General features: G+C 61.8%; 25 protein-coding genes. 6 read left to right on the top strand and 19 right to left on the bottom strand.

The annotated features are described in order from the left end of the window. Positions 1–208: 208 nt before the first annotated feature. The 4 genes from OKW39_RS26995 to OKW39_RS27010 all read right to left on the bottom strand — a co-directional run bounded on the left by OKW39_RS26995 (position 209) and on the right by OKW39_RS27010 (position 2,485). Positions 209–667: an NUDIX domain-containing protein gene (locus tag OKW39_RS26995; RefSeq protein ID WP_121323336.1), complete on the bottom strand. Its 459-nt coding sequence runs from the start codon at positions 665–667 to the stop codon at positions 209–211. Positions 668–794: 127 nt separating this feature from the next. Next, positions 795–1,421, bottom strand: a complete 627-nt coding sequence (locus tag OKW39_RS27000; protein WP_429401056.1) for an NUDIX domain-containing protein — start codon at positions 1,419–1,421, stop codon at positions 795–797. A gap of 62 nt (positions 1,422–1,483) precedes the next feature. Further along, entirely contained in the window at positions 1,484–2,116 is a 633-nt protein-coding gene (locus OKW39_RS27005; RefSeq protein WP_184056562.1) for an alkyl hydroperoxide reductase, read from the bottom strand. Positions 2,117–2,281: 165 nt separating this feature from the next. Further along, a complete protein-coding gene (locus OKW39_RS27010) occupies positions 2,282–2,485 on the bottom strand; it encodes a hypothetical protein (protein ID WP_429564060.1) in 204 nt (67 codons plus the stop codon). Between the two features lie 874 nt (positions 2,486–3,359). Here OKW39_RS27010 and OKW39_RS27015 point away from each other — a divergent pair. The 4 genes from OKW39_RS27015 to OKW39_RS27030 all read left to right on the top strand — a co-directional run bounded on the left by OKW39_RS27015 (position 3,360) and on the right by OKW39_RS27030 (position 5,581). Beyond that, on the top strand, positions 3,360–3,557 hold the full coding sequence (locus OKW39_RS27015) for a hypothetical protein (protein WP_090812124.1): 198 nt from the start codon (positions 3,360–3,362) through the stop codon (positions 3,555–3,557). 257 nt (positions 3,558–3,814) lie between these two features. Further along, positions 3,815–4,381, top strand: a complete 567-nt coding sequence (gene phaP, locus OKW39_RS27020) for a TIGR01841 family phasin (protein ID WP_429564061.1) — start codon at positions 3,815–3,817, stop codon at positions 4,379–4,381. A gap of 154 nt (positions 4,382–4,535) precedes the next feature. Next, positions 4,536–5,279, top strand: a complete 744-nt coding sequence (gene phbB, locus OKW39_RS27025) for an acetoacetyl-CoA reductase (protein ID WP_429564062.1) — start codon at positions 4,536–4,538, stop codon at positions 5,277–5,279. 149 nt (positions 5,280–5,428) lie between these two features. Next, complete coding sequence (locus OKW39_RS27030; protein ID WP_167368824.1) at positions 5,429–5,581, top strand: hypothetical protein; 153 nt, start codon at positions 5,429–5,431, stop codon at positions 5,579–5,581. A 603-nt stretch (positions 5,582–6,184) separates the two neighbouring features. Here the strand turns inward: OKW39_RS27030 and OKW39_RS27035 are convergent. From OKW39_RS27035 to OKW39_RS27080, 10 genes are all read right to left on the bottom strand, one after another. Continuing rightward, positions 6,185–7,432 carry an enolase C-terminal domain-like protein gene (locus tag OKW39_RS27035; RefSeq protein WP_090812121.1) on the bottom strand — a complete coding sequence of 416 codons (1,248 nt, stop codon included), beginning with the start codon at positions 7,430–7,432 and terminating at the stop codon, positions 6,185–6,187. Between the two features lie 45 nt (positions 7,433–7,477). After that, positions 7,478–8,767 (bottom strand): MFS transporter, encoded by a 1,290-nt coding sequence (locus tag OKW39_RS27040; protein ID WP_184056566.1) that lies wholly within the window; start codon positions 8,765–8,767, stop codon positions 7,478–7,480. A 98-nt stretch (positions 8,768–8,865) separates the two neighbouring features. Further along, positions 8,866–9,633: an SDR family oxidoreductase gene (locus OKW39_RS27045; protein ID WP_184061701.1), complete on the bottom strand. Its 768-nt coding sequence runs from the start codon at positions 9,631–9,633 to the stop codon at positions 8,866–8,868. Between the two features lie 91 nt (positions 9,634–9,724). Beyond that, positions 9,725–10,444, bottom strand: coding sequence for a FadR/GntR family transcriptional regulator (locus tag OKW39_RS27050; protein WP_090812118.1), 720 nt, complete (start codon positions 10,442–10,444; stop codon positions 9,725–9,727). A gap of 391 nt (positions 10,445–10,835) precedes the next feature. Beyond that, positions 10,836–11,417 (bottom strand): group II intron maturase-specific domain-containing protein, encoded by a 582-nt coding sequence (locus OKW39_RS27055; protein WP_429564063.1) that lies wholly within the window; start codon positions 11,415–11,417, stop codon positions 10,836–10,838. Positions 11,418–11,523: 106 nt separating this feature from the next. After that, complete coding sequence (locus tag OKW39_RS27060) at positions 11,524–13,104, bottom strand: aldehyde dehydrogenase (NADP(+)) (RefSeq protein ID WP_429469385.1); 1,581 nt, start codon at positions 13,102–13,104, stop codon at positions 11,524–11,526. Next, positions 13,104–14,102, bottom strand: coding sequence for an amidohydrolase family protein (locus OKW39_RS27065; RefSeq protein ID WP_090812117.1), 999 nt, complete (start codon positions 14,100–14,102; stop codon positions 13,104–13,106). The genes OKW39_RS27060 and OKW39_RS27065 overlap by 1 nt, the downstream gene beginning before the upstream one ends. Then, positions 14,080–15,027 (bottom strand): YncE family protein, encoded by a 948-nt coding sequence (locus tag OKW39_RS27070; protein WP_429401018.1) that lies wholly within the window; start codon positions 15,025–15,027, stop codon positions 14,080–14,082. Before OKW39_RS27070 ends, OKW39_RS27065 begins: the two co-directional genes overlap by 23 nt. Before the next feature lie 93 nt (positions 15,028–15,120). Further along, a complete protein-coding gene (locus tag OKW39_RS27075; RefSeq protein ID WP_429564064.1) occupies positions 15,121–15,861 on the bottom strand; it encodes an MFS transporter in 741 nt (246 codons plus the stop codon). Further along, positions 15,804–16,526 (bottom strand): IS6 family transposase, encoded by a 723-nt coding sequence (locus OKW39_RS27080; protein WP_090812140.1) that lies wholly within the window; start codon positions 16,524–16,526, stop codon positions 15,804–15,806. Before OKW39_RS27080 ends, OKW39_RS27075 begins: the two co-directional genes overlap by 58 nt. A gap of 530 nt (positions 16,527–17,056) precedes the next feature. Between OKW39_RS27080 and OKW39_RS27085 the strand changes: the two genes are divergently transcribed. Continuing rightward, a complete protein-coding gene (locus OKW39_RS27085; protein WP_429564065.1) occupies positions 17,057–18,313 on the top strand; it encodes an IS110 family transposase in 1,257 nt (418 codons plus the stop codon). A gap of 585 nt (positions 18,314–18,898) precedes the next feature. On the opposite strand, the gene OKW39_RS27090 is transcribed toward OKW39_RS27085, so the two are convergent. Genes OKW39_RS27090 through OKW39_RS27100 form a run of 3 tightly spaced genes read right to left on the bottom strand, consistent with a single transcriptional unit; the run spans position 18,899 to position 21,688 of the window. Beyond that, positions 18,899–19,897 (bottom strand): NAD(P)H-quinone oxidoreductase, encoded by a 999-nt coding sequence (locus tag OKW39_RS27090; protein ID WP_429332214.1) that lies wholly within the window; start codon positions 19,895–19,897, stop codon positions 18,899–18,901. Then, positions 19,894–20,238, bottom strand: a complete 345-nt coding sequence (locus tag OKW39_RS27095; protein ID WP_429332215.1) for a carboxymuconolactone decarboxylase family protein — start codon at positions 20,236–20,238, stop codon at positions 19,894–19,896. Before OKW39_RS27095 ends, OKW39_RS27090 begins: the two co-directional genes overlap by 4 nt. A 13-nt stretch (positions 20,239–20,251) precedes the next feature. After that, positions 20,252–21,688 carry an NAD-dependent succinate-semialdehyde dehydrogenase gene (locus OKW39_RS27100; protein ID WP_429564066.1) on the bottom strand — a complete coding sequence of 479 codons (1,437 nt, stop codon included), beginning with the start codon at positions 21,686–21,688 and terminating at the stop codon, positions 20,252–20,254. 421 nt (positions 21,689–22,109) lie between these two features. Between OKW39_RS27100 and OKW39_RS27105 the strand changes: the two genes are divergently transcribed. Beyond that, on the top strand, positions 22,110–23,051 hold the full coding sequence (locus OKW39_RS27105) for a LysR family transcriptional regulator (RefSeq protein WP_429332217.1): 942 nt from the start codon (positions 22,110–22,112) through the stop codon (positions 23,049–23,051). A gap of 347 nt (positions 23,052–23,398) precedes the next feature. On the opposite strand, the gene OKW39_RS27110 is transcribed toward OKW39_RS27105, so the two are convergent. Both OKW39_RS27110 and OKW39_RS27115 read right to left on the bottom strand, forming a co-directional pair. Further along, positions 23,399–24,691: a 3-hydroxyacyl-CoA dehydrogenase NAD-binding domain-containing protein gene (locus tag OKW39_RS27110; protein ID WP_429332218.1), complete on the bottom strand. Its 1,293-nt coding sequence runs from the start codon at positions 24,689–24,691 to the stop codon at positions 23,399–23,401. Beyond that, positions 24,684–26,774, bottom strand: coding sequence for an acetate--CoA ligase family protein (locus tag OKW39_RS27115; RefSeq protein ID WP_429564273.1), 2,091 nt, complete (start codon positions 26,772–26,774; stop codon positions 24,684–24,686). The genes OKW39_RS27110 and OKW39_RS27115 overlap by 8 nt, the downstream gene beginning before the upstream one ends. Between the last annotated feature and the right edge of the window lie 4 nt (positions 26,775–26,778).

Genomic DNA, 26,778 nt, shown 5'->3' on the forward strand with positions numbered 1-26,778 from the left:
CAATGGTTGATGCAGTAAACTCGATGGAAGCTTGGGCGCCGTTCGACACCTTCGCTGCGATCGCCAGCATCCCCCGCTCGCGATATGCCACTGGCGTTGGGACCAACGTCAAATGCAGGATGCCCACGATTGTGGGCGAGATAAACCGCTTCCCTTCGCAGTCGGCGGAGCTTGACCCCGGGCAGCCGGGATACCGCCCGGTCGACATCTAACGGCAAAGATCTCCGCTCAGATACGCAGCCACTGGCGCTGTCAGTCCGAAGCCATGCAATTCCTCCGGCGTTGCCAGATGCGCGGCGACAATCTCGCGATTATCGATCCGCAGCTTGGGTAGGCGATCGAGGTGTAGTTCGAAAAAATGCACCCGGTCTCGTCGTCCGTCCCAGGCGCCGCAGACGCTGCCCACCGGGAGCAATGTGTACGACGACAGACCAATTTCCTCTTCCATTTCGCGCTGCGCGGCTGCCTCGGGCGTCTCTCCGGGATGGACACTTCCTCCCGGAAGATTCCACGCGGTCCGGTACGATGCTTTCACGAGCAACAGCGACTGCCCGACATAGATTGCGACAAGCGCCCCCTGATGGCTGGGTCGTCGAAGGTGCCACCAGACACGAGCAAGCGGATATCCGATGCGAAGTGCCATACGCCAGACAAAGTCGATGATCATGGAACCGTAGTTTAGGCAGCGTTTGATCTTGCTCCGGATGGCGATTGTCGGCAATTCCGAGGCGTATGTCGACCGGCCGTCGATGGCCGGCGCTGCCGATCACGCGTAGCTGGCTTGCCATCAGCTTTTAGAACTTGAGGAACAAATCGTCGATCGAATACGGTAATGCCAGTTCGGGCATTTCGTGCCTTTTGAAATACCGGGTGTCCTTGGTTTCGGTGTCGGTACGAATTCCGGAACCGCCAGTGATCTTGCACTGAAACAACGTCGCAACGTATTCAACCTGATCGCCATTGGGATACGTGTGCCGGAATGCTCGGCCGCCGAAGACGCCGAGAATGCCATGAATGCGGATGGCGTATCCGGTCTCTTCCATCACGTCCCGGGCAATTGCTTCTTGGGGGCTTTCACCCAGTTCAATTCCCCCAGCTGGCAAACTGCAAGCCTCATCCGAAGATTTCTCTTGCAAGAGAAGTCTGCCCTCGTGATCGTGAATCACGGCCCCAACCGACGGGCTCAGTATCAAACCATTACCGACCTTCTGTCTCAACCAACCGATGTAGCTCTCGTCATTCAAAATGCCACCCGCATAGGAAAGTCGAACCGTTGCGATGGAAAACCGAACCTCGGCATCGGAGGCGATTGTCGCGGATCTGAACGGCCTCGTCGAACGGCCGAAAGTGGCCGAGTACACCCCGATGCGGTCGGCTGAGGCCCACGCGTTGCGGACTTTCAGCGTTACAGATAACGGCATCCCCGGGGGGCGAATTAGCGGGGATACCCGCGACAGATGTAACCTGCAGGTCGGTGCTACGGCTAGCACGCCGCGCGCAGTGCCGCTCTCATGCTCATTTCTATGTCGTGAAGTCTCGCGCCGAGTTCATCAAAGCTGCTGCGCCCCTCGCCGAATAACTCGCCGTTCATGTAGATCGTCGGCACAACGCTAACATCACGCGCCGACACCTCACTTTGAAAAAGCCCTCCGTCGATCGTAATGTTGTGAATCCGTGAATTGATCACCGTCATCATGTTCAGCGCTTGCACAACGTCCACACAGCTTCCGCAAGATAGTGAAATGAAGGTCTCGAAATAGTAGTCACGTTCTAGCGTTCGAATCCGTTCAATGGTCGTACGGTCGGCTATTACGGGATGTCCTCCCACCTGGAGTATTGCAAGGACAAGGGACGAAAATTCAGGCCCTGTTGGAGTGGCGGCAAACCGAATGCCGGGTTTTGCTCCCGCCTGCCCGATTGAAAATGATGGCTTGCGTTCCTCGCCTTGCTGCTCCTCGATTACCGTCACCAGATCTGTCAACGACGCGATTTCGTTCAACATCGTCAGCATCTCGGGCGATTTTTGACTACCGTCCTGCGACACGATCAATTCGACAGGTCTACGGATGTTTCGCAGATACGTCTGCAGCTGTGACCTGAGACTGGTGTTTAACATGGCTCGATCCCCTAACGACCTTCACAAGGTTAGATGAAGAAGTGCAGAAACTGAAAGAAATCTGAACGGAACGTGCAGCGCCTTCTGCCATTTGGATCAAGAGGTTGCCGGGTGATGCTCCCTCGGAACGTCAGTGCTCTCTGTTGCGCTATCGCACATATTCCCTCAGTGGCCGCGCTGCGGCAGCGCCAGCAGCACGAGCTGCACGCTGCGGTGGCTCTGGCTGTCGACCGGGCGCCCGGTGAAGATCGGAAGGTCGGTCTCGGGCAGCTCGGCGACGAAGATGCGCGAAGCGGCGATTCCGCCTTCGGCAATCAGGGCACTGCGCACGACCTGTGCGCGCCGGGCCGCCAGGTGCGCTGCCGACAAATCTGATGGGTCTCAGTGCTTCACGACTCATCACCAGGCGCTTCGTCGCTGTGCGACTGTGCTCCGCCTGCTTGAGGGGGCCGCTCCTGAGAACGTTGAGCAGCGGCTTTGTGCCTTATAGCAACACAAGTGACGATGCCAGCCGCCGGCCATTTCCGTAAATTCTTCGCATCGCCTCAGCTTCGATCGCGAGTGAGGAATCTGGGTCGTGAACGCATTTGGCTACCGACGCCGCGATGAGCTTGGCGCAATCAAAGGCTGGGAACGACCCACAAGGGCCATTCAGCTTGAGCTAATGGATGGCGGCTTTCGGCGCAACATGAGACGCCGGTAGTCGACGCCGGGTTTGTCGATCGAGCCTCTCCGCGCATGCCTCTGGTCGCAATCATAACGTTCGTGTCGATGCTCCAGACGGGCGACTGGTGACGCCTGGGCGCTACAGCAACTTGCCCCACGAAATGCGGAAGCGCCTCGACACGGACGTACGTTATGCGGGAAACACGTTGCAATTCAGATTTGGGGTGCCTACTATTATCAGACAAACTGAGCTGTCGTTTACCCTCCTGAACGATCGTGCGACAAGCCGTCGAACCATACGTCTGAAAATCTTCGAACGCCTTTACCGGCGGGGGCGCACGCCCACATGCGTGCAGGTGGCGGCCCACCGTTCGAATGCAATTGTAAGAAAAATGTTAAATCCCACATATTGATCGTGCCGATGGGGACACATTAAGATGATCTCCCGGGCGCGCAGTCGGCATCCGGTTAGCGTGAATCATGCGTGAAAGTCGCATTTCGGGAGACACGATTCTGGTCGTCGCGCGAGAACGGTTGAGCTTTCCGGCAAATTGACACCTATCAACAGGAGACAAAGATGCTGAGCCCCCATGAGTTCGCAACCTTGATGCTGATCAAGGACGCGCCCGATCAACTCGGGCTGGATCGTGCGGAGCTGGATATTTTGCTCGAACACCAACTCGTCGCACTCGAAACACTTCCATCCGGCCAGCAACGCCCCCAGATAACCAGCGACGGCGTTTCCATACTCAAAGCTGTCACGCGGTTCGGCTAATGACTTTCGTTAGCGGATCATTGTCCGCCCTATAAAATCCAGCGCCCACCTCCACGGGGCAAGCAATGCAGTTCCTTATCATCGGAATAAGCGGGTCCTCAATAGTACGATAAGTACTACTATTAATTGTCCTGGCGCGTGCAAGGCGCAGTCCGCATTGCGCTCGTGTTTTCCGCCAGTCCGTCCACATGACCGCCGCGCACCTCATTGCTATCCGATTGATCGGAAAGGTGCCAGGTCGCCTCAGGAGTTTCGCGATGAACCTATCGACCCCGGAGCAGATTGCAGCATCCCGGAAGGCCAACCTTGATACCGCTTACGGGCTGGCCACAAAGGTAGTCGAGGGGATTGAAAAGCTGGCCGAACTGAATCTGAAAACGATCCAGTCGACGCTGGCCGAAACCCGGCAGAACGCGCTGAAAGTGTTCTCCGTCAAGGATCCGCAGGAGGGGCTCGCGCTGCAAGCCGCTCTCGTTGCGCCGACGACGGAAAAAGTGCAGTCGTACAGCCGGCAGCTATTCGAGATCATGTCAGCCACCCAGGGCGAATTCGCGCAGGTCGCGCAGACGCAATACGAGGCGTACCACCGCCGGGTGCAAACGCTTGTCGAGGATGTTGCCAGAAGCGCACCGGCCGGTTCCGAAGCTGCCATCTCCGGATGGAAGTCGGCGATTGGCGCCACCCATGCGCTGGTCGAATCCCTGCAGAAAACCAGTCACCAGGCGGTGCAGGTCGCCGGAAGCAGCTTTGACGCCGTTGCGACCGCTGCATCGAAGACTGCCCGGCGCACTGCCGAGCAAGCGTCGGCGGGCACCAGGCGATAGTGTCCGAAGCGGGCCCGGCGCCCGCGTCAGTCAGTCCAATCAGTTGCGTCATACAAAGGAATCCTGTTGATGTTGGCGCATCTGGACGGCCATCAGGCGAGCATCGCCGTTCCGCGTGAGCGAAGAACGCCTCCTTTTACCGGAGACAGGTGAGATGACGAAACAGGTTGCCCTGGTCACAGGCGGAATGGGCGGACTCGGTGAAGCGATCAGCATCAGACTGCACGATGCCGGCTATGCAGTCGTGGTCACCTGCTCGCCGCAGAATACCGGTGCGGACAGCTGGCTGGCCCGCATGGAAGCCGACGGGCGGCAGTTCCGCGCGTATGCCGTCGATGTCGCCGACTACGACTCGTGCCAACGATGCGCCGAGCGGATCAAGGCAGAAGTCGGCCCAGTCGACATCCTGATCAATAACGCCGGCATCACACGGGATGCGGGCTTCAGGAAACTCGACAAAGTCAATTGGGATGCGGTGATCCGCACCAATCTCGACTCGGTGTTCAACATGACGAAGCCGTGGTGCGACAGCATGGTTGAACGAGGCTGGGGCCGCATCATCAACGTGTCGTCGATCATTGGCAACAAGGGCGGTTTCGGTCAGACGAACTATGCGGCCGCCAAAGCGGGCATGCACGGCTTCACGAAATCACTGGCGCTCGAAGTGGCGAAGAAAGGCGTCACGGTCAACACGATCTCGCCCGGCTATATCGCCACGAAAATGGTCACAGCAGTGCCCCAGGACATTCTGGACAGCAGGATCATTCCGCAGATTCCGGTCGGCCGCCTCGGGCAGCCGGATGAAGTGGCTGCGCTGGTTCTGTACCTGTGCTCGCGTGAGGCGGCTTTCGTGACCGGCGCCAACATCGCGATCAATGGCGGCCAGCACCTGCAGTGAACCACCCGGCTTGCAGCCGGGCGACGGAGGTGAACTGGTCTGCAGCCGGTTCACCGCACAACAGGGATGGCGATGGAAGCCTGCGGCCTGGATGGACGGGCTCCGGTAGATCGCCTGGGTCGGTAACGGCAACCGCGGAGGAGAGCGAAATGAGCGACTCATGGGTAGGCATTGTGATGGGTTCGTCTGTGCTGGTGATCGCATCAATGCTCGTGGCCGGCCACTATCGGCGCGAGCAGCGCCGGCGACAGCTCCTCCGGAACCTTGACCACCACGACTGGTGGGACTGGACCCGCCACTGACATTGAGGAGCCTCAGACCGGAGATGGCCTCGCGGCAACGGGCCGCATATAGCCTCGTGCACCCGTTATCGATCTGTGGCACGTCAACCGAATGGAGGTTGCGTGAGTCGAATCGCCGACAGTGCGCAAAATGGTGCGAGCGAAGTTGGACGGCAATCAACGAGTTCGACATTGAAGTGGCGGTTGAGACTGACTTCAGCTGGAAGATCAGGCGCGGCCTACCGACCAGCCTGGCATATGTGGCGATCATGCGAATCAAGCCCGTCGAGCAGTCCCGGAATATGGGTCACGAATGCAGCATGGCATGAAAAATCCCTTCGTGATACGCGTAGGCGGGACGCTGCGGTCGCAGTAAGTACTGGAACGCGAACGGCTGATCGTCGCCGCACTCCCGCCATCCCGCGCGGCATCTCGATCGGCCGTTCCTGGCCGATGTCTGCCGAATCCGGAAGTCGACCAATGACCCGAACCGTATCGGTGGCCCCGATGCCTACTACGATTTCCCATTATCGGTATATCCGAGGCCACCAAGGATAGCCAGCTTGCGACGTAAAGCATGCCCAAGCCGTTCAGACAACGAATACGCCCGGCGCTTGCTCTCAATCAAGGCGTCTGCAAGGTGCCGTCTTTCAACCGGGTTTGGGTCCAGGTCGTCACGGTGTTTTCACACGGGTACTTTGTCGCTTCAGCTTCGTCGATATCGACTCCGAGACCGGGTTTGTCGTTCGCATACACGTGCCCGTTGCGGAACTCGGGCAAGCCTGGGAAGACGTCCAGCAATGCCGCCCGCGGACCCTTCAGGGCTTGGATGACAAAGTTGGGCGGCTCGGTGCCCGACCATTCCTGAACCCCGAAATTGCGCGCAGCGAGATCGATATGAATGTTCGCCGCGTGAGCCATCGGCGACATATCGCCCGGACCATGCCAGGCTGTCCTCACGCCAAATTGTTCGGCGAATATCTGCAGCTTGCGTCCGGCAGTAATCCCGCCGATCTGGCTCAGGTGAACGCGTATAAAGTCGATCAGGCGCTCAGTGATCATGAAGCGCCATTCATACGGGTTGTTGAAGAGTTCGCCCTGAGCGAGAGGTGTCGTCGTCTTTGTGCGCAGTTGCCGTATCCATTCGCCCTCTTCTAGCGCAATCGCATCTTCAAGGAAGAACAGCTCGTATTGCTCGAGCTCGCACGCGAAGCGGATCGCTTCGACAGGTTTGAGCCGCTCATGCACGTCGTGACACAACTCGACGTCGAAGCCGACCTTGCTGCGAATGCCGTCGAAGAGTTTGAGGGTCTCGCGCATGTACTTCCTGCTGTCGAGATACACGCCCTCAGGCGCGCGCGCCGGCGCGCCCAATGGCGCCTTGCCATAGCCGCCTCCGCCGTAGCCGCCGCTTTGACAGCGAATGTGCGTGATGCCCTGCTCCCGATACTTCTGGATGTTCTCGCACAACTCGTTGAGATCACGCCCGTCCGCATGGCGATAGATGGGCACCCCTTCCCTGCACTTGCCGCCGAAGAGTTGATAGAGCGGCATGCCCGCCATTTTGCCCTTGATGTCCCATAAGGCCATGTCGATGCCCGAGATCGCATTGTTCTCGATGGGGCCGTTGCGCCAGTACGCGTTCTGGTGCATCAGTTGCCACAGCTCCTCAATCGCCTCGGCGTCCCTGCCGATCAGAAGCGGTCGCAAATACTCCTCGACCAGACATTTGACCGCTACATGCCGATACGCAAACGTCGCGCAACCGAGCCCATACAGTCCAGCCTGATTGGTCTCCACCTTGACGACGATCAGGTTGATGCCTTCCGGCGCGGTCAGGATGACCTTTACATCGGTGATCAGCGTTGTCATGTTGTTCCTGCCATTGCAAATGTTGAGTCGTGGCGTGGCGGTTTATCAGCGGCTCACTGCGAGGCGCCCTTCCTGCTTCGAGCGCTGACCGGAGTGCTCAGGCACGGTGATCATCAGAATCACAGAGCAGAGCAGCGCGCCCGCCATGAACATGTACGACGCCGCCGGGCTACCCGTCGCACCGTTCAGATAGCCGACGATCCAGGAGCCGAGAAACGCGCCCATTGCGCCGCATGAGTTGATGAGTCCGATCGCGCCGCCCAGCACGTTGCTCGGGATGAGTTCGGGAACGAGCGCGAAGAAGGGTCCATACGGTGCATACATCGTTGCACCTGCCACGACCAGCAACGCAAACGAGGTCCAGAAGTGCGAGCTGCCGATCATGTACGAACCCACGAATGCAATCGTCCCGATCAGCAGCGGCGGCCAGACGAACAGCTTGCGGTTGCGGGTCTTGTCGGACAGCCATGATGCGAGCAGCATCAGGATGATCGCAGCGAGATACGGAACGGCGGCAAGCCAGCCGACCGACACGATATCGATCGTCGAAGCCGTCTTGAGAATCGACGGCAGCCACATGATGAAACCGTACACACCCACGCTCCACAGCGCATGGATCGCACAGCATTTCAGCACGATCGATGAGCGGAATGCGGTCTTGTAGTCGCGCACCGGCGCAATGTCGGCCTGTTCGGCCTTCAGGCGCGCCTGCAGTTCGGTCTTTTCTGCTTCGCTCATCCAGGGCGCGTCAGCCGGCTTGTCCTTGACCGTGAACCACCACACGACGGCCCACGCCAGCGCAGGTATGCCTTCAATCACGAACATCTCGCGCCAGCCGAAGCTGTGCACCAGATAGCCGGACACCACCGACATCCACAGCACCGTCACAGGGTTGCCGAGAATCAGGAACGTGTTGGCGCGCGAACGTTCTGTTCGCGTGAACCACCGGCTGATATACATCAGCATCGACGGCATCACTGCGGCCTCCACGACGCCGAGCACAAAACGCAGCACCATCAGCATTGGAATGTTGCTGACCATGCCCGTCGCTGCGGCACAGAGGCCCCACAGGATCAGGCTGAAGAAAATCAGTTTCTTGACGCTGTTGCGCTGCGCGTAGATCGCGCCGGGCACCTGAAACAGACAGTAGCCGAGAAAAAACAGTGAGCCGATCAGCGACGACATGCCGTGCGTGATGCCGAGGTCCTTGTCGATTCCGGCGGCCGCGGCGAAACCGTAGTTCGCACGATCGAGATAGGCGAGGCTGTAAGTGATGAAGATGATAGGCATCAGATACCACCATCTCTGGGTTGCTACGGGTTTGACGCTTTCCATGATGTCTCCGATCGGTGCCGCGAAAGACGGCACACACTGTGTGATGAGCGGGGATCGTGCCGTTCTTCTAGTTGTGATAGACCCCTCGTGAGTTGCTTTCAAAGCACGGCCAGCCAGCCTCCGTCGACATAGATGATCTGGCCGTTGACGTAGCTCGATGCGGGCGACGCAAGAAACACCGCCGTGCCGACGAGTTCTTCCGGTCTGCCCCAGCGTTGCGACGGGTTGCTGTTCTTGACCCAGGCATCGAAGGCGGCGTTGTCGACGAGGGCCTGATTCATATCGGTCAGGATGTAGCCGGGACCGATCGCGTTCGCCTGGATGTTCGATGCGGCCCACTCGGCGCTCATCGCGCGGGTCAGCATCTTGATGCCGCCCTTCGCCGCGGTGTATGCGCCCACCGTCGCGCGAGCGGCCTCACTGGTGAGCGAGCCGATGTTGACGATCTTGCCGCCCGTGCCGCGCGCGATCATCCGTTGTGCCGCCTGCTTCGATACGATGAAGGCACTGGTCAGGTTGGTGTCGATCACGCGCTGCCAGTCCGACAGTTCGAGCTCGACGAGCGGCTTGCGAAACTGGATGCCGGCGTTATTGATGACGATGTCGATCTTCACGCCGTCTTTGTCCCATTGGGCGAACGCATCGGCTACGGCCTGTTCGTCCGTCACGTCGAAGGCTCGGCCTTGCGCGCTGAAGCCCTTCGCATCCAGCCGGCTGACCGCGTCGGCGACCGTATCGGCGCGTGTGCCGTTAAGGATCACGCGCGCGCCTGCGGTTGCGAGTCCCTCGGCAAGCGCAAAGCCGATGCCGCGGGCCGAACCCGTGACGAGCGCCGTGCGCCCGCTCAAATTGAATAGCTGATTCATGCGTTGTTCCTTTCCCAGTGTTCAAAAACGAGGCGTAATGGCGCCCCTCGCGACAGGGCTTGCGTCGCGATGATGGTGAAAACAGGAAGCGTCAGACGGGCCGGTCGTTGGCGGTTTGCCTGAGCTTGTCGCGGTCTTCGAAGTCCTTCTCCGCGCGCTCGATCAGCGTCAGTACCGCGGCCTCCGCGGCCGCTTCATCGCCCCTTTCGATCGCCACGCAAAGAGCTTCATGCATCGGCAGCGAACGCGCCGGACCACCGGCGATTTCGGAGCTGAGTTCAAAGCTCGTCCGCAGAATCGCCGACAGCGCGTTTTGCATCTGCTGGACAAACTGGTTATGGCAGGCGCTCAGGATTGCGCCGTGAAAGGCGAGATCGGCGGGAACATATTCGCCATGGCCAGCGACTGCGCGTTCCATCGCCTTGAAAGCGCGACGCACGGCAACGCGGTCTTCTTCGGTCGCGCGCCGGGCGGCGAGTTTGGCTGCGTTCGGTTCGATGATGAGGCGCAACTCCATCAGGTCCTGGATCAGGCCGGCGTCAACCGCCCCCGCCCGCGCGCGCCACGTGATCACGTCCGGGTCGAACAGTTGCCATTGCGAACGCGGCAGCACGATCGTGCCGTAACGGCGGCGCACCTGGAGCATGCCTTTCGCCGACAGCGACTTCATCGTCTCGCGAATCGTGATGCGACTGACCTGCATTTGCTCGGCGAGCACGGGCTCAGCCGGAAGGATGTCGCCCGGCGCGAACTTGCCTGAACAGATCTGTTCGCCCATCTGGTTCAGGACCTGCCGATGAAGCGTTTCCATGTTTTGCCTCTACATCATACGTATGATGTTCAAATACTAGGCAAATGACCGACCGGGTTCAACCAGGGATCTCCCTGTATCTGACCAATGGGATTAGCAGCCCTTTCGCGTGGGCGATTAACTATCGCTGAGTGGGTTTCCGCGTGCATGTCCCGCGTGCCCGTCGAAAGCAAGCAGCCGCGGTTCCCCGGGCGCGCCCGATGCCAGTTTCAATCCCGATTGTTGTTAGTAGGAGGGCGCTTAACGGCCTTGGGCTTGTGTGACGAGTAAGGTTAGCGCCGCAATCTGTTTGCGTTTGGCCGAGCCATCCGTCGCATGTCGGTATCGAGACGTGGCGCGGTAGCGGTAGGTTCGATTTGTCTGTTGCCGCCTCTTTCGTCTGGCGGCAGGTTCACAACCAGGGACCAGTCAGACGCACGAGAGCGAAGTGCCCGTAGCGGTGCTGGGATGGATAAGTCCCGCCCCTGCGACGTCGAACCTTGTACTTCTTGCGTAACCACCGACGCAGACGCAACCGCGCAGCGGTGTGGCTGTCGAGCGCGCGATACGCGCGTCTGTCCGTTCCTACGTTGAAGTAGTTCGCCCAGCCTCGTAGCGAGCGGTTCAACCTGCCCACCAGTTCCGTGGTTTCTTGCCATACCGTCTTAAGAGCGGTCATTGCATGAATCTTTTCTAGCATACGCCGGATACTCTTCTTCGACGGACGCATGCCGATTGAACTGCGGTGGCGGTCGGCGATAGGACTGCGCCGACGTGGGCTACGCGACCATCCACCAAAGGCCACAGCCGACCCGACGCGGTCGGCCGAAGTCGACCCGGTGCGGACGGTCCCAGCCGTCGCAAGCATACGGCAGGTCTGGAGCGTACAGCGGTCAGTCAGGACGTGAAGCTCGGCGCCGGCACCAACGGAGTGGGCTTCGACGTCGGCATGGGCGGGAGGTTCGACGATGGTCGATTGGCAGGCACTCATCATAGTCGACGACGCGCGCGCGAGGCCGCAGGACAAAATCCCGCGCTCACGCCGCGACGCGCGGATCGCGCGCGCATGCGGCGCGATCCGCGATTCATCGTGTGCCAGGTTAGCCGTGGCCGAGCCGGCCGTCGCGCACCCGCCAGAGATCGAGCGGGTTGTCGTCTTGCAGCGCGGGCGGCAGCAGTTCCGCAGGTAGATCCTGATAGCAAACCGGCCGCAGAAAACGCTCGATCGCCATCGCGCCGACCGATGTCATGCGCGGATCGGACGTCGCCGGGAACGGCCCGCCATGCACCATCGCATGCGACACCTCGACGCCGGTCGGATAGCCGTTCGCGAGAATCCGTCCCGCCTTGCGTTCGAGCGTCGGCAGCAGGCGCCGCGCGAGCGCGACGTCGTCCGCCTCGACGTGCAGCGTCGCCGTGAGCTGCCCTCCGACGTGCTCCGCGAGCGCGATCATTTCGTCGACGTTCCTGCAGATCACGATCAGCGACGTCGGCCCGAAGATCTCGTCCTCGAGTTGCGGGTCCGACACGAACGCTTGCTGCGTCGTCGCGAACAACGCCGGGCACGCGGCGCTTTTCGCGTCCGTGTCGGCGCCGCGCGCGAGCGCACACACGTTCGCGCCCGCCGCACGCTCGGCGATGCCGTTCGCATACGCGGCTGCAATGCCGGCGGTCAGCATCGTCTGCGCGCCCTTCTGCCCGAGCGCCTGCGCAGCCGCATCGACGAACACCTGCGTATCTGGCCCGTCGAGCACGACAACGAGGCCCGGATTCGTGCAGAACTGCCCGACGCCGAGCGTCAGCGAATCGACGAACCCGCGCGCGATCTCCGCGCCGCGCTTCGCGAGCGCGCCCGGCAGCACAAAGAATGGATTGATGCTGCTCATCTCCGCATACACCGGAATCGGCTCACGACGCTTCGCGGCGATGTCCATCAGCGCGAGGCCGCCGCCGCGCGAGCCGGTGAAGCCGACCGCCTTGATCGCCGGATGCGCGACGAGCGCCTCGCCGATCGCGTTGCCCGCGCCGATCACGAGCGAGAACGTGCCTTCCGGCAGCCCGCACGCGCGCACCGCCTGCTGGATCGCGCGCCCGACGAGCTCCGACGTGCCGAGATGCGCGGGATGCGCCTTCACGATGACCGGGCACCCGGCCGCGAACGCGGATGCGGTATCGCCGCCCGCGACCGAGAACGCAAGCGGGAAATTGCTCGCGCCGAACACCGCAACCGGCCCGACCGGAATCTTCTGCAGACGCAGATCGGCACGCGGCAGCGGCTTGCGCTCGGGCTGCGCGGAATCGATCGTCGCGGCGAGCCAGCGCCCGTCTCGTATGTGCGACGCAAAGAGCCGCAATTGCCCGACCGTCCGCCCGCGCTCGCCTTCGAGCCGCGCGACCGGCAGTGCCGATTCCTGATGCGCGCGCTCGATCAGCGCGTCGCCGAGCGCGAGAATGTTCTCGGCGATCGTCTCGAGAAAGCGCGCGCGCGTTTCGAACGGCGCCGCCCGGAACGCATCGAACGCCGCGTGCGCGAGCCTGCACGCGCGATCGACGTCGTCCGCGCTGCTCGCGCCGAACGGCGGCTCGAGCGCCGTGCCGCGCGCCGGGTCGAACGCGAACATCGTCCCTTCCGCGCCGCGTACCGAGGCGCCGCCAATCAACATCTCTCCGGTGATCTGCATCATCGTCCTGTCTGTGTGTCCAGTTTGCGAGGTTCGTCGAGATCGATCCGGTAGATCCGGATCGCGTTGTCATGCCAGATCGCGCGGCGTGCCGCGTCGCTCAGCTGCCGGTCCGCCATCGCGGCCGCGAACGTCTGCACCAGCGCCGGATACGCGATCCGCAATCCGGCGACCGGGAAGTTGCTCGCGAACATGCAGCGTTCGGCGCCGAAGATCGCGACCGCGTCGCCGATGATCCGGCGATTCTCCGCGTCGTTCCATGCGGCGTCGCGCAGCCCGAATTCGGACAGCTTCACCGACACGCGCGGCTGCTCGGCGAGCGCCTCCATCCCGCGCCGCCAGCGCGCGAGGCCTGTGTCCGAACGGTCCCACGGCAGCCCCGCGTGTTCGAGCACGACGTCGACGGCCGGCGCATCGGCGAGCCGCGCGGCCGTTTCGTCGAGATGCCAGAACGGCACGCGCAGATCCCAGCGCAGCTCATGCGCGGCGAGCCGTTCGAGCGCGCGCGGCCAGCGCGGGTCGCTCAGCGTGCCAGGGCCGTCGACCGTGGCGTCCGGCGTCGCCGACGTGCGCGGCTTGAAGCGCACGCCGCGCACGAGCGGATACGCGGCCTGCTCGGCGAGGCGCTCATCGGCATCGTCGGCGAGCAGGTCGACCCACGCGACGACTGCCGACGGAATCGGATGACGCACCACGACGTCATGCAGCCAGCGCGTTTCCGCGAGCGCGTCGTCGCGCAGGCACTCCGCCTCGACGTGCACGCTCGCGACGACCGGCGCGCCGCCGGCCGCGCGCCGGAATTCGTCGACGCCGAAGTCGTTGCGCAGGTCCGCGTAATCGCCGAGGATGAAGTGCTCGGGATCGTACGCGCCCTGCAACCATGGATAGCGGACGTCGCCGTTCAGGCGCCACAAGTGATGGTGCGCGTCGACGATCGCATCGGGCAGCGCGAGCGCCGCGTCGTCCGCGCGCGGATCAGCGACCGCCTGCGAGCACATAGGACGCGTCCGGCTCGCGCAGCGTCGGCATCTCGTTGACGAAGCGCCACGCAGTCAGGTCGAGTTCGCGCACGTGATCGTCCTGGAACGACACGTACGCGGCGGGCCGCGACGGATGGAACGACAGCGCGGTCGGATTCGCCGGCAACGCGATGCGCTCGATTTCCTCGAGCCGCTCCGCGTCGAACACCGAGATCGACTGCTCGCCCGAATTCGTCAGCAGCAGCAGGTCGCGGCCGTCGACCGAACTCGTCCGGTAAATGCGGTTCGGATCGCTGCGCGTCTTCGCGCGGCGGCCGCAGGTCATCGTCGCGGTGTCGATCGGGACGAGCGTGTCGTCGCCGCGGTTTGCGACGAAAAGCGTCTTCTCGTCGCTCGACAGAGCGTTGCCTTCGGGGCGCGGCCCCGGCATCACCGCGCGCGGCGTCACCGTCGCATCGCGCGGATCGAACTGCGTGACCGTGTTCGACAGCAGATGCACGCCGTATGCGCGGCTCGCGTCGCGCGTCAATGTGACGAGGTGCGTCTTCACGCCGCCGGATGGCACCGCCATGTTCGGCACCGTCTGCTCGCGCGGACGATCGAACACGAGCAGCATGTCGCTCGCCTCGCTCATCGCATACAGGCGCCCGTCGGCGTCGCTCGCCATCCCGTGCGGCCGGTAGTACGGCCAAAGGTCGAGCATCCGCGTGAGTTTGCGCTCGTGCAGATCGATCTCGGCGATCCGGTGATCGCCGTCCTGGCCGCGCGTCCACGCGGTTTCGATCCCGAAGATGCCGACGTACGCGAAGCGGCGCTCCGCGTCGACAGTGAACTCGTGTGGGAAGCTCGGCAGCACGATGTGCTTGAGCGCCGCTTTCGTCTCGAGATCGTAGAAGCTGAAGGTATGGGCGCATTTCTGCACCAGCAGCAAAATGTCGTTCATCGTGAATCTCCGTCCTTCGAGGTTTCGCCGCGGCTCGCATATCGTGCCGCGGCGAGTGTGGGTTCGTTGCGTTCGCAACCGTCAGTCGGTTTCTCAGTCCTCGCAGAGCTTCGGCAGCGTCAGCGCGAGCAGGCCGGCCACCGCGAGCGTGACCGCGAGGCTGTACACGCCGGCCGCGGAGCTCACGTGCTGGGTCAGCACACCGACCGCGTACGGGCCGCAGAAGCCGCCGAGGTTGCCGAGCGCGTTAATCAGGCCGCGCGCACTGCCGGCGGTCTCAGGGCTGCAGAGCTTCGGCGGAATCGCCCAGAACACGCCGGCCGCCGCTTGCAGGAAGAAGCCGCAGCCGATCAGGAACGCGAACGACACGAGCATCGTTTCGTGCGTCAGCACCGACAGCGTGAGGCATGCGGCGAAGCCGACGAGCGGCAGCAGCACGAACAGGCGGCGCTTGCCGGTCCGGTCGGACAGATACGACGTCGCGAACATGCCGACCATCATCGCGATGTACGGCAGCATCGCGAGCAGGCCGATCTTGCCCATCCCGGTGTGCGTGAGGTTCTTCAGCAGCGTCGGCAACCACATCGTGTAGCCGTAGATGCCGACCTGGTAGCAGAAGTTGATCGCGATCAGCAGCCAGATCGTCGGGTTGCACATCATCGCGCCGAACGACGCCGCGTCCGGCTTGCCCGACGCGCGCTTGCGCTCCTGCTCTTCGCGCGGTTCTGTCGCAGTAAGCGTGACGAGACGACAAATGTCAATATAATCAGTATTGCTTACATAACAAGTGAATAAAACTGCCGGGAAGCAGACAACGGGTCTTTGCCCACACATTTCATCTGTCCTTTCCTGATCATGTGCATTACCTCGATGCCGCCGAGAATGACCCTCGCACTGTGGAAATCCTTGAACCCTAGCATAGGACGGGTCCGGCGTTTGATAGCCCGATGGTCCTGTTCGACGATGTTATTCAGGTATTTGATCTGGCGGACCTTGATCGGCGTCTCGCGATCGGCATTCACCGCGTTCAACGCGGCCAGATTGGAGCCGCTTTTGTCGATGGTCACGGTCTCTGGCGCACCATTGTGGGCGATGGCTTTTTCAAAGAACCGCCGGGCTGCAACCTTGTCCCGCCTGGCCCTGAGCAGGAAGTCGATCGTGTCGCCCGCCTTGTCCACCGCCCGATAAAGATATTTCCACTCGCCTTTGATCCTGATATAGCTCTCGTCCATTCGCCAGCTTTTCCCAACCGGAAGCTTGTGCTTGCGGAACGTCTTTTCGAATAGCGGCAATAGCTTCCGTACCCAGCGGTACACCGTGGAATGATCAACCGCGATACCACGCTCGTCCATCATCTCCTCGAGATTGCGCAAACTTAACGAATAGGCGACGTACCATCGCACGCACAGCAAAATCACTTCAAGCGGGTAATGAAGCCGCTTCAGGACCTTGGCCAGGCCCGGGGCAAGCGTGGTTCGCGGTGTCTTCGTCTTCTTCATCAGACAGCTCAGAAATTTTGCTGCCCAATTTTAACCCGGCCCCTTACTGCAACAAAACCCTGAAACGCGCAATCAGTTGAAAACCACATTTGAACCAACACCACATATCGCATCAAATGAGTTCGATCACATTTGATGCGGGAGATCTGCACGCTGGGTTCGATGAGCGGGATGTGAAAACGGAGCCATGGTGAGGTTATTCGGGCACCGCTAGACGAAAGAGGCGGCAACAGACAAACCCAGCCTAAAGTCACCGCGTCACATCTCGATATAGGTAGCCTGTCCTGCATTCCGTGATACTGGTCACAGCTGGCAGGTAGCTGTCGGCGAAGGCGGGACACGCACCCCGTGGGCTACGAATAACATCTCGCAACGTTTCGCGACGTTTCTAGAGTCAGTTTCGAGTCCTCGGGTGCGCCTGCGTTCAAACGAATACTCAGGGTTTGCCGTTGCACCGGCTGGCTATATCGCCTTCGGCGGACGCAGGCATGCATGTTCCTTTGCGTAATCTACTAATTGCAGAGGTCTACATGTCACTTTTATTCGAGCAGCCATTCACGGCCTATATCGGTATCGACTGGGCCGACACGAAGCACGATATCTGCGTTCAAGCGGCAGGCGACCCCAGTCGCGAGTCGAACCGCATTGCGCACCGGGTCGCGGCCATCGACGAATGGGCAAACGCGCTGCATCGGCGCTTCGGCGGACCAATTGCAGTGGCCCTTGAACTGGCCACGGGGCCAATCGTCGCTGCGCTGCAGAAATATGATTTCCTCGTGTTGTTCCCGATAAATCCGGCAACCCTGGCGAAGTATCGTGAGGCATTCCAACCCAGTGGCGCCAAGAATGATCCGAAAGATGCGGAACTCGCGCTTGACCTCCTGCTGCACCATCCAGAGCGGTTCGGCCCCTTGAGGCCGCAGAGCGCCGCGATGCGGACACTGGTGAGCCTGGTGGAACGGCGCCGGCAGCTGGTTGGCGACCAGACCCGGCTGACCAACCGGCTGTGCGACACGCTCAAGCAGTACTACCCGCAGGCGCTGGAATGGTTCGATGACCGGGGCACAGTGCTGTTCTGCGACTTTCTCGACCGCTGGCCGACGCTACGCTCGGTCAAGCAGGCACGCGCGGCGACCCTTGAGGCATTCTTCCATGCGCACCACTGTCGCAGTGCGAGGCGGATCAGCGCCCGTATCGGATCGATCCGCGAGGCGGCATCGCTGACTGAAGACTTGGCGATCATCGGTCCGTGCCGGCTGCATGTGCTGGCACTGGCTGCACAGCTACGCGTGGTGCTGGCTGCAATCGTGCAATTCGAGCACGAGATCGCCACGGTAGCGCGCACGCTGCCGGACTATCCGCTGTTCAAGAATCTGCAGGGTGCCGGCGCGCAGCTCGCCCCACGCCTGCTGGCCGCCTTCGGTGAGCAGCGGGAACGGTTCAGGAATGCTGATGAACTGCAGAAGTACGTGGGTATTGCCCCGGTGACCCAGCGCAGCGGGAAACAGTGCTGGGTCCACTGGCGCCTGCAGTGTCCGAAATTCCTGCGCCAGACCTTCGTGGAATGGGCCGCCCAGACCATCCCCCGGTCATCGTGGGCTGGCGCCTACTACCGGCAGCAGCGCGCGAAGGGCAGCTCGCACCACATCGCCGTGAGGGCCCTCGCATTCAAGTGGATTCGCGTCCTGTATCGCTGCTGGCAGACGCGCACGCCATACAACGAAACCGTTTACCTCGACGTGCTCAGGAAACGCGGTTCGCTCCTTGCCGGCAAGCTTGGCACTTAGGTCAAGGCCGGGTCCTGCACTTTTATCTGATCGGGGCAAGCCGCGCAGCGGCGCGTCAGGCCGAAGGCGAAGCTCGCGGGGAGACGGTGGGCAACGAGGGAACCGCCGTCAGGCGGCTGTCCACAGCCTCGTGCTGTGGGCAGCGTCGTTGTCCACGGGCGGGCGCGGGATGATCGCCATAGGAGACGTTGACGTCGAACAAAAAACTTGACAGACCCACTCAGGGCATGACTCTACCGACTTATTCGTAGTCCACGGGTGCATGTTCCGCCTGCACTGGCAGCTCGCTGCCAGTCCCACCAGTATCGATGAAAGCGGGACGGACTATCTATACTGGGTCGGCTAGAGCCGTCCGCGTCGGGCGGCAGTCGGCCAATTTGAGACAATCGGACGAGATGCTGTTGGGACTTTCGAGCGTCTGCAAGCGGGCCGGTTGCGAGCGTACGCCTTTGGGCGCACACCGACCCAAAGGTCGAACGCCCACGTGCTGAAAGTCGTCGTCGACCGGTTATGGCATTACGAAGTCTGCAGATCGATATCCCGCGCGCCGCCGTCTACACCGTGCCGGCAACGTTCCGCCGCGCTTCACAGGTCGTCTGCTTCCATGGTCAGGATGATCTTTCCAACATTGGCAGATGATTCCATGCGCCGATGGGCATCGGCGGCGCGCGCAAGCGCGAATGTACTGTCCACAACCGGTTCAAGGCGGCCGCCGCCGTCAAACCGTTCGAGCCAGTGTTCGCGGAAACGACGCACCATGTCGTGTTTTTCCTCCTGAGGGCGCGACTTCATCACCGTCCCCTTGATCTGCAGATAACGGTAAAGGATCTGCTCCAGTTCGACCGCCACCTCCCCACCACCACCAAGAATGCCGACCTGGATCAACCGGCCGCCATTCGCGAGGGACGCTACATTGTGCGCGAAATACGGCGCACCCACGAAGTCGATCACGACATCGACACCCCGACCGTTCGTCGCCTTCTTGACGACTTCGGCGAAATCCTCGGTGCGATAGTCAATGACCACGTCTGCACCGAGTTGCACAACACGTTCGCGCTTTCTGCCTTCAGCCGTAGCAAAGATCCTTGCACCCGTCGCATACGCCAGTTGCACGGCGGCCGAACCGACACCGCCTGCCGCCGCATGAATCAGCACCGAGTCGTCGCGCCGCAGGCCGCCCAGGTGCAGCATCGCCTCGTGCGCCGTGACAAACACTTCGGGAATCGCTGCTGCGTGCACGTAATCGAGCGTGGCGGGAATCGGCATGGCCATACGCCAGTCGATTCGCGCAATCTCCGCGTAGGCGCCGCCGCCCACCACGCCCATCACCCGGTCGCCCACCTTGTAGCCCTGGACCTCGCTGCCGGTCTCGACCACTTCACCCGCTATTTCAAGGCCCATGATGGTGGAGTCGCCGAAGTTGGGACGGCCGTAGCCGCCCGTGCGGTGCGTGAGATCGGCGCGGTTCACGCCGGCGGCGTACACGCGCACTAGCAGGTCCTCCGGACGCACTTCGGGTGTGGATACCTCGGCGAGCTGGAGTACGTCGGCGTCGCCGAATTCCTTGAATGTGATGGCTTTCATGGTTGTGTTTCCTTAGCGTGTTGCTCAAGAAGCGTGGCCTGCGCCACAGCGGAGGCTGAGATCGCTGCCGGAAAACCGGCATAGAACGCGAGGTGCGTGATGGCGGCGGACAGTTCTTCGAGTGTCACACCGTTATTTACGGCGCGGCGCACATGTGCGGGCAACTCGTCGAGATGGCCGCCCGCGATCAGCGCCGCGACCGTCACGAGGCTGCGGTCGCGCAGCGAGAGAGCGGGGTCGCTCCAGATCTGCGGATAGAGCGTGGCATCGACGAACTCCGCGAGTTTGGGCGTGAAGGCGCGCGCCGCTTCGCGCGGGCTGCTGAAGTTTGCGTGGGACATGACCGCTCTCCTTTCAGGCCTGGCTGATGAACTTGTGCGTGAGGTAATACTCGATGCCCTCGACGCCGCCTTCCGAACCATGACCGCTTTCCTTCATGCCGCCGAATGGCAATTCGGTTGCGATGATGCGGTACTGATTGATGCCGATCATGCCGGCTTCGAGACCGTCGCCCACGTCAATCGCGGTGCGCGCGCTCTGCGTGAACGCATAGGCCGAGAGGCCGTACGGCAGGCGGTTCGCTTCGGCAAGGCCGTCTGCGAGTGTGTCGAAGCGCATCAGCACGGCGATCGGGCCGAACGGCTCTTCGTGCATCACGCGTGCGTTCATCGGTACGTCGGCGAGTACGGTCGGCTCGAAGAAGTAACCGTCGCCTTCAATGCGCTTGCCGCCCACGAGCACTTTCGCGCCGCCCGCCACCGCGTCCGCCACCAGTTCCTCCATCTTCGCGAGTTGGCGCGGATTGGCAAGCGGGCCAACCTGAGTGGCGGGATCCATGCCGTCGCCCACCTTGAGCGCCTTTGCCGCCTGCACGAAGTGCTCGACGAACACGTCGTAGACACCGCGCTGGATCAGGAAGCGCGTCGACGAGATGCAGATCTGGCCGGTGCCGCGAAAGCGGTTGGCTGCGCCTTCGACAGCGGCCCTCTCCACGTCGGCGTCGTCGAATACCAGTACCGGACCGTGGCCGCCGAGTTCGAGTGTGATCGGCTTGACGCCTTCGGCGGCGCGCGCCGAGAGCAGACGGCCGATCGGCACCGAACCCGTGAAAGTGACCTTGCGGATCACCGGCGAGGCGATCAATTGCTTCGAGACCTGGTCGGGCACGCCGAACACGACTTGCAGCACGCCTTTGGGCAGGCCTGCATCGTCAAGTGCGCGGGCCAGTGCGAGTGCCGTGGCCGGGCTTTCTTCGCCAGGCTTGATGATCACGCTGCAGCCTGCCGCAAGCGCCGCCGCAAGCTTGCGGGCCGGCGTGATGGCCGGGAAATTCCACGGCGTGAACGCAGCCACCGGACCGATGGCCTGCTTCTTCACGAGTTGCTGCACGCCGGGGCGGTTCGACGGCACCACACGGCCGTCGATGCGGCGTGCCTCTTCCGCGAACCACTCGAAATACTCGGCGGCGCGCAGCACTTCGTCGCGGCTTTCCGAAAGCGGCTTGCCTTCCTCCAGCGTCATCAGTTCGGCAATGTGCGGCGCGCGTTCGCGCATCAGATCCGCAGCGTGCCTGAGGATGCGGGCGCGTTCGGCGGGTACCGTGTTGCGCCAGACGTCGAACGCGCGGCGCGTAACAGCTAGCGCGTGATCGAGGTCGGCGGTGGTGGCGAGCGGCACGCGGCCCAGTTCGCCTTTCGTGGCCGGGTTGATGACCGGCGCGGTTTCGCGTTCGTTGGCCGCGATCCATTCGCCGTCGATGAAAAGGTACAGCGGATCGTAGACTGCGTTCATGACGTTACCTCATGTTGATATTAGTGATCAGGTATCCGTATTAATAGAGCGGCTTGTCCACTTAACGGACGTACTTCGGATCAGGTTATTCGTACGGGCGGCGTGATCGCCTCCCGTCGTTCGGGGCTGGATACGGATGCGTCAAATGCCTGACTGCGGAACGAAGTTTAGGCGCGAAGGCCGCCCGGTTTTAGCGGTGCTGGAAAGAATGATTCTTCCCGCTGGAGGGAAAATCGCGTCGTGCGTATCGAACGGCCGTACGCTTTATGCTCAGCGCGCAAAGCCCTCAGAACCGGCCGCGCGCCTTGCTACCCCAAATAAAAAACGCTCGATATCATGCGGAGTACGCATCCGACGCGGCTGCGGAAGCGTCTCGCGCCGTCATCGAAAGAATAATGAAAGCTCAATAGGGATCGCCGGAATGGACAAGGTCTACAACATGTCGGTATTCGTGAAGGTCGTGGAGATGGGCAGTTTCACCGCCGTCGCCAACCATCTCGACACCACGGTCGGTAACGTCTCGCGCGCGGTTTCCGTGCTTGAGGAGGGCCTCAACACGCGACTTCTGCAACGCTCCACGCGACGCCTCGTCGTCACCGATGCGGGCCGCCGGTTCTACGAGCGTAGCGTCTCGATCCTCGCCGAAATCGCACATGCCGAAGCCGAGGCGCGCGACGCTTTGCTTGAGCCGCGTGGGACGCTGCGCGTACACGCTGTACCGGGACTCGGGCGCGAGCTCGTGACGCGAGCGATACTTGCGTACCGCGAAGCGTATCCGAATGTTTCGGTCGACCTGCTGCTTTCGCAACGCATGCCCAACCTGCTCGAGGAGCAACTCGATCTCGCTGTCGTGATCGCCCGCGCACTGCCCGATTCCGCCTATGTGAGCCAGAAGATCGGTAGCAGCCATTGCATTCTGGCTGCTTCGCCGACGTACCTGGCGCAGCATCCTGCGCCCGCAGCGCCGGAAGATCTCGTCGATCATGCGCGGGTATTGTTGAGCACCGTGGATTACGCCGCGGGTGAATGGCACCTCGAGAGTTTCTCTGGCACTGTCATTTATCGGCCATCCGGACCGCACTTCAGCGTGAACGACATGGAGGCCATGGCCGTCGCGCTGCGCGACGGCGCCGGAATTGGTTTGCTTGCGGGGTTTTCCGCTATCAACGATCTACGTAAGGGAACCCTGGTTCGCGTGCTGCCGGAATATCACACCTACGCGCGGAATGTGTACGCGGTCTATCCGTCCCGGCAGTTCGTCGACGCCAAGGTAGTACGCTTTGTCGACACACTGAAAGCCTGCGTCGGAGATCAGCTCTCCGCGTACGCAAGGGAACTTGGGATAGAAAATGCCGCCGTGTAATTTGGCGCAGGCGCTTGCTGATCGAGCTATTGATGTCTGCGACGTGCGAATTGCCACTGCGACCGGTTTGTGCACGAACCGGGTCATTTCAGCCACGTAACGTCGAGCCACCGCTTCGGGTCCGGGTGCCGCCGATCGCGACCGGCGGTGTTCAGCCCCCTCGCCGAAGTTTGCTGTCGGACCGGGATCGGCAAGAAGCGGCCTTCGCGCTAGTCGCGATGAAGGGCCCTTCCTCAATCTAATTCGGTCGTTCATCCCGATCGACGCACGGCCATCGATCAGCCACTCCTGCCCTTTTGAGAACGTCTGGCCGGAAAGCCTCTATCGATACAAACGTCTCTGCGAGCTTACGCCGCCCCCAACACCAGATCGAGGCGGCCCGCTGGCTTGAACCCGGTCCCGCTTACCTCGGCGAGCCAGGCCAGATCTCTTGAAAGCGTTTCAGGCGCCATGGCTTTCGCCCAATAAATCGGCCCACCTTGGTTACGCGGAAACCCGTACCCATTCGCCAGCACCACATCTACGTCTGGCCCACGCGCGGCGACACCTTCTTCGAGCAGAAGCGCCGCTTCGTTGACCATTGTGAGCAATGCGCGTTTCCGAATGTCTTCAAAGCTAAGCCTACGCGGCACAATCCCCTTACGAGCACGCGCGTCATCGATTATCGCTTTCACAATGTCGTCGGGCTGGCCGTGCTTTGAACCGGCGCCGTATTGATAGTAACCCGCGCCCGTCTTGCGCCCGAGGCGGCCCGCTTCGCACAACCTGTCGGGAATGTCGACATAGCGTACATCGGTAGGGCGACTTGCCGCCCGGGCCCGGCGCATCCGCCACGCGATGTCAAGTCCCGACATGTCAGCAACGGCAAAGGGGCCCATCGCAAACCCAAAGGCTTGGAGCGTCGCGTCGATCTCATTAGGATAGGCACCTTCTTCAAGCATGAATTCGCACTGAGCGCGATACGCCGAATACACGCGATTACCGATGAAGCCAAACGCATTGCGCGTCAACACCGGTAGCTTGCCAAATCGCTGGGCGAGCACGAAAGCCGTCGCAAGCGATTGCTGCGAGGATTCAGTGCCGCGCACGACCTCCATCAGCCGCATCACGTGCGCGGGGCTGAAGAAATGCAACCCGACGACATCGCGTGGCCGTTTTGTGGCTCCAGCGATGCCATCGAGATCCAGATAGGAGGTATTTGAGGCAAGCAGTGCTCCGGGACGCGCGAGTTTGTCGATGCGCTGAAACACTTCTTGCTTAACTGCAAGATCTTCGAACACCGCTTCTATCACGGCATCGACATGCGTCAACGACTGCCAGTCGGTCGTGCAAACGAGCCTCCTCGCGCGTTCTGCTGCGTGATCTGCTTTCAGCTTGCGTTCGTAATGCTTGAGGATTCTTTCTCGTCCCGCGTCAAGGGCGCCTGCATCCTGCTCGACGAGTGTCACCTGAAGTCCTGCATCGAGTGCGCAGATTGCGATGCCACTGCCCATCGTACCGGCCCCGATCACCGCGATCGACTCTACGGCACTTGCAATCGAGAAATCGATGTGGGTGGGATTTGCAGCCTCGCTCTCGGCACGCGCAAGATAGGCGAGGGGGGATGTTTCGTCGAGTGTGATCAGAACATCGTCATTCATGGTGAGCCTCCGATGCGAGTACAGCAACGCCATCAGCCGCCAGTACGCCTTGGCCTGCAGGCAGCACGAAGATCGGATTGATTTCTGCTTCGACAAGACGCCCGCCAAGCTGCACCGCCATTCGCGCAAAGGCGACGATTGCGGTCACGAGGGCGTCAATATCAGCGCGCGGCCGTCCACGATACCCGTCGAGCAGGGGCCACGTTTTCAGTTCGTGGATCATCGCGAGCGCGTCTGCGCGCGACAGCGGCGCTTCGGTGGAGAGGAGACGCATTGTCGTATCCTTGAACAACTCCGCGGTGACGCCGCCCATGCCGAGCAGCAATACCGTGCCGAGTGGATCACGATGGAGGCCGAGAATCAGTTCTGTACCACCGGTCACCATTTCCTGCACGAGAAATGCATTCGCGGATACGCCAGTCGCGGTTTCGACGTCGTCGCGCATGCGGTCTAGGCGCGCCCCGATGCTGTCGGCAGTGACGCCCACCACAACGCCGCCGACATCGCTCTTGTGCGTGATCTCGTTCGACAGCAGCTTGAGCACGACCCTGTCACCCAGATCGCGAGCGGCGCTCTCCGCTGCATGTGCGCTCGTGACGACACGCTCGCGCACCGCTGTCACGCCGAAGCGGGAAAAAAGCGCTTTCGCCTGCGCTTCGTTGAGTGATCCGACCGGTAGATCGCTCAGGTCGACGTCTGATTCAAGGGACCTTTCGTCCGGACTCACAGCGCGTCGAATGTATTCGCCATGCTGCCACATCGCCGCAAGCACGCTCGTCACGCTTTCGGGCGTTGGGAACGCCGGCACTCCCTGCTCGTTAAGCAACCGCGTGATCTCCGGCGCGTGAGGGCTCACAAATACCATCACGGGTTTGTCATTCCCGGGCAGCGAATCGCGGATCGCGCCGGCCATCAGGTCAGGCATCGCGAGGCCAGACGATCCAACGATAACCACGACCGCGTCGTAAGTCGGACTATCGAGTAGAGTGCCGATCGCACCGCGCAGGAGAGCCGGCTGCAGACCTGCAAGCGTCACGTCGATCGGATTGCGGTCGAGCACTGCATGATCGCCGGTCTGGAGCGCGCGCAGCTTTGCAGCAGTCGCTTCATCGGGAGGCGGGGTCTCAAAGTTCGCCATGCCGAGGCTATCGGTGACGAGCGTGCCCGCACCGCCGGTCGAGGTTAAAATCGCCACCCGTCGCCCGGAGAGATTACGCCGCGTAGCGAGCGCATGAGGAATGTCGAGCAAATCGGAAAACGTCTGGGCGCGAATGACGCCGACCTGGCTGAAAAGCGCGTCATACATGCGGTCCGAGCCGGCCAGCGCGCCCGTATGCGAGACCGCCGAACGCGCGCCTGATTCCGAGCGTCCGATCTTGAACACGACGACCGGCTTGCCCGCGGCGGCCGCCCTTAGCGCGGCGCGGCGAAAGCGGTCCGGATGACGTAGCCCCTCCATGTAGAGCGCGATAACAGAAGTCGAATCATCGTCGACCAGATAATCGACGAAGTCCGCCATGTCGAGATCTGCTTCATTGCTCGTCGACACCAGCTTTGACAAGCCAATGCCGCGTGCTGCCGCCCGCGACAACAGCGAGCCTAGAATCCCGCCGCTTTGTGACACCACGCCGATCCCGCCGACTGTAAAAGTGTCTGTCTCCAGCGCCCCGCTTGCTGACAGCGTGATGCGATCGGTGAGGTTGACGAGCCCGATTGTATTCGGGCCGAGCAGGCGCATGGACCCTGCTGCCTCGATCAATTGCGCCTGCCGCTTCGCGCCTTCCTCGCCAATTTCTGCATAGCCGCTCGCCAGCACGATTGCAGCGCTCGTGCCGCGGCTTGCCAGATCTCGCACCGCAACGTGGGCGCGCTCGGCGCCGAGCAGCACGATGCCGACATCCGGTGCGTGCGGCAACGACGCTACATCGGGATAGCAGGGTAGGCCATCGATCGAGTCGTAACGCGGATTGACCGGGTAGATGTCGCCGGCGAAGCCGTGCTTCCTGAGGTAAGCCACCGGTCGGCCTGACGTCTTGGCTGTGTCCGCCGATGCGCCGATTACGGCAACGCTCGCCGGACGCATCAAT

Source organism: Paraburkholderia sp. MM6662-R1, from assembly GCF_050436245.1.
Taxonomy (GTDB): domain Bacteria; phylum Pseudomonadota; class Gammaproteobacteria; order Burkholderiales; family Burkholderiaceae; genus Paraburkholderia; species Paraburkholderia tuberum.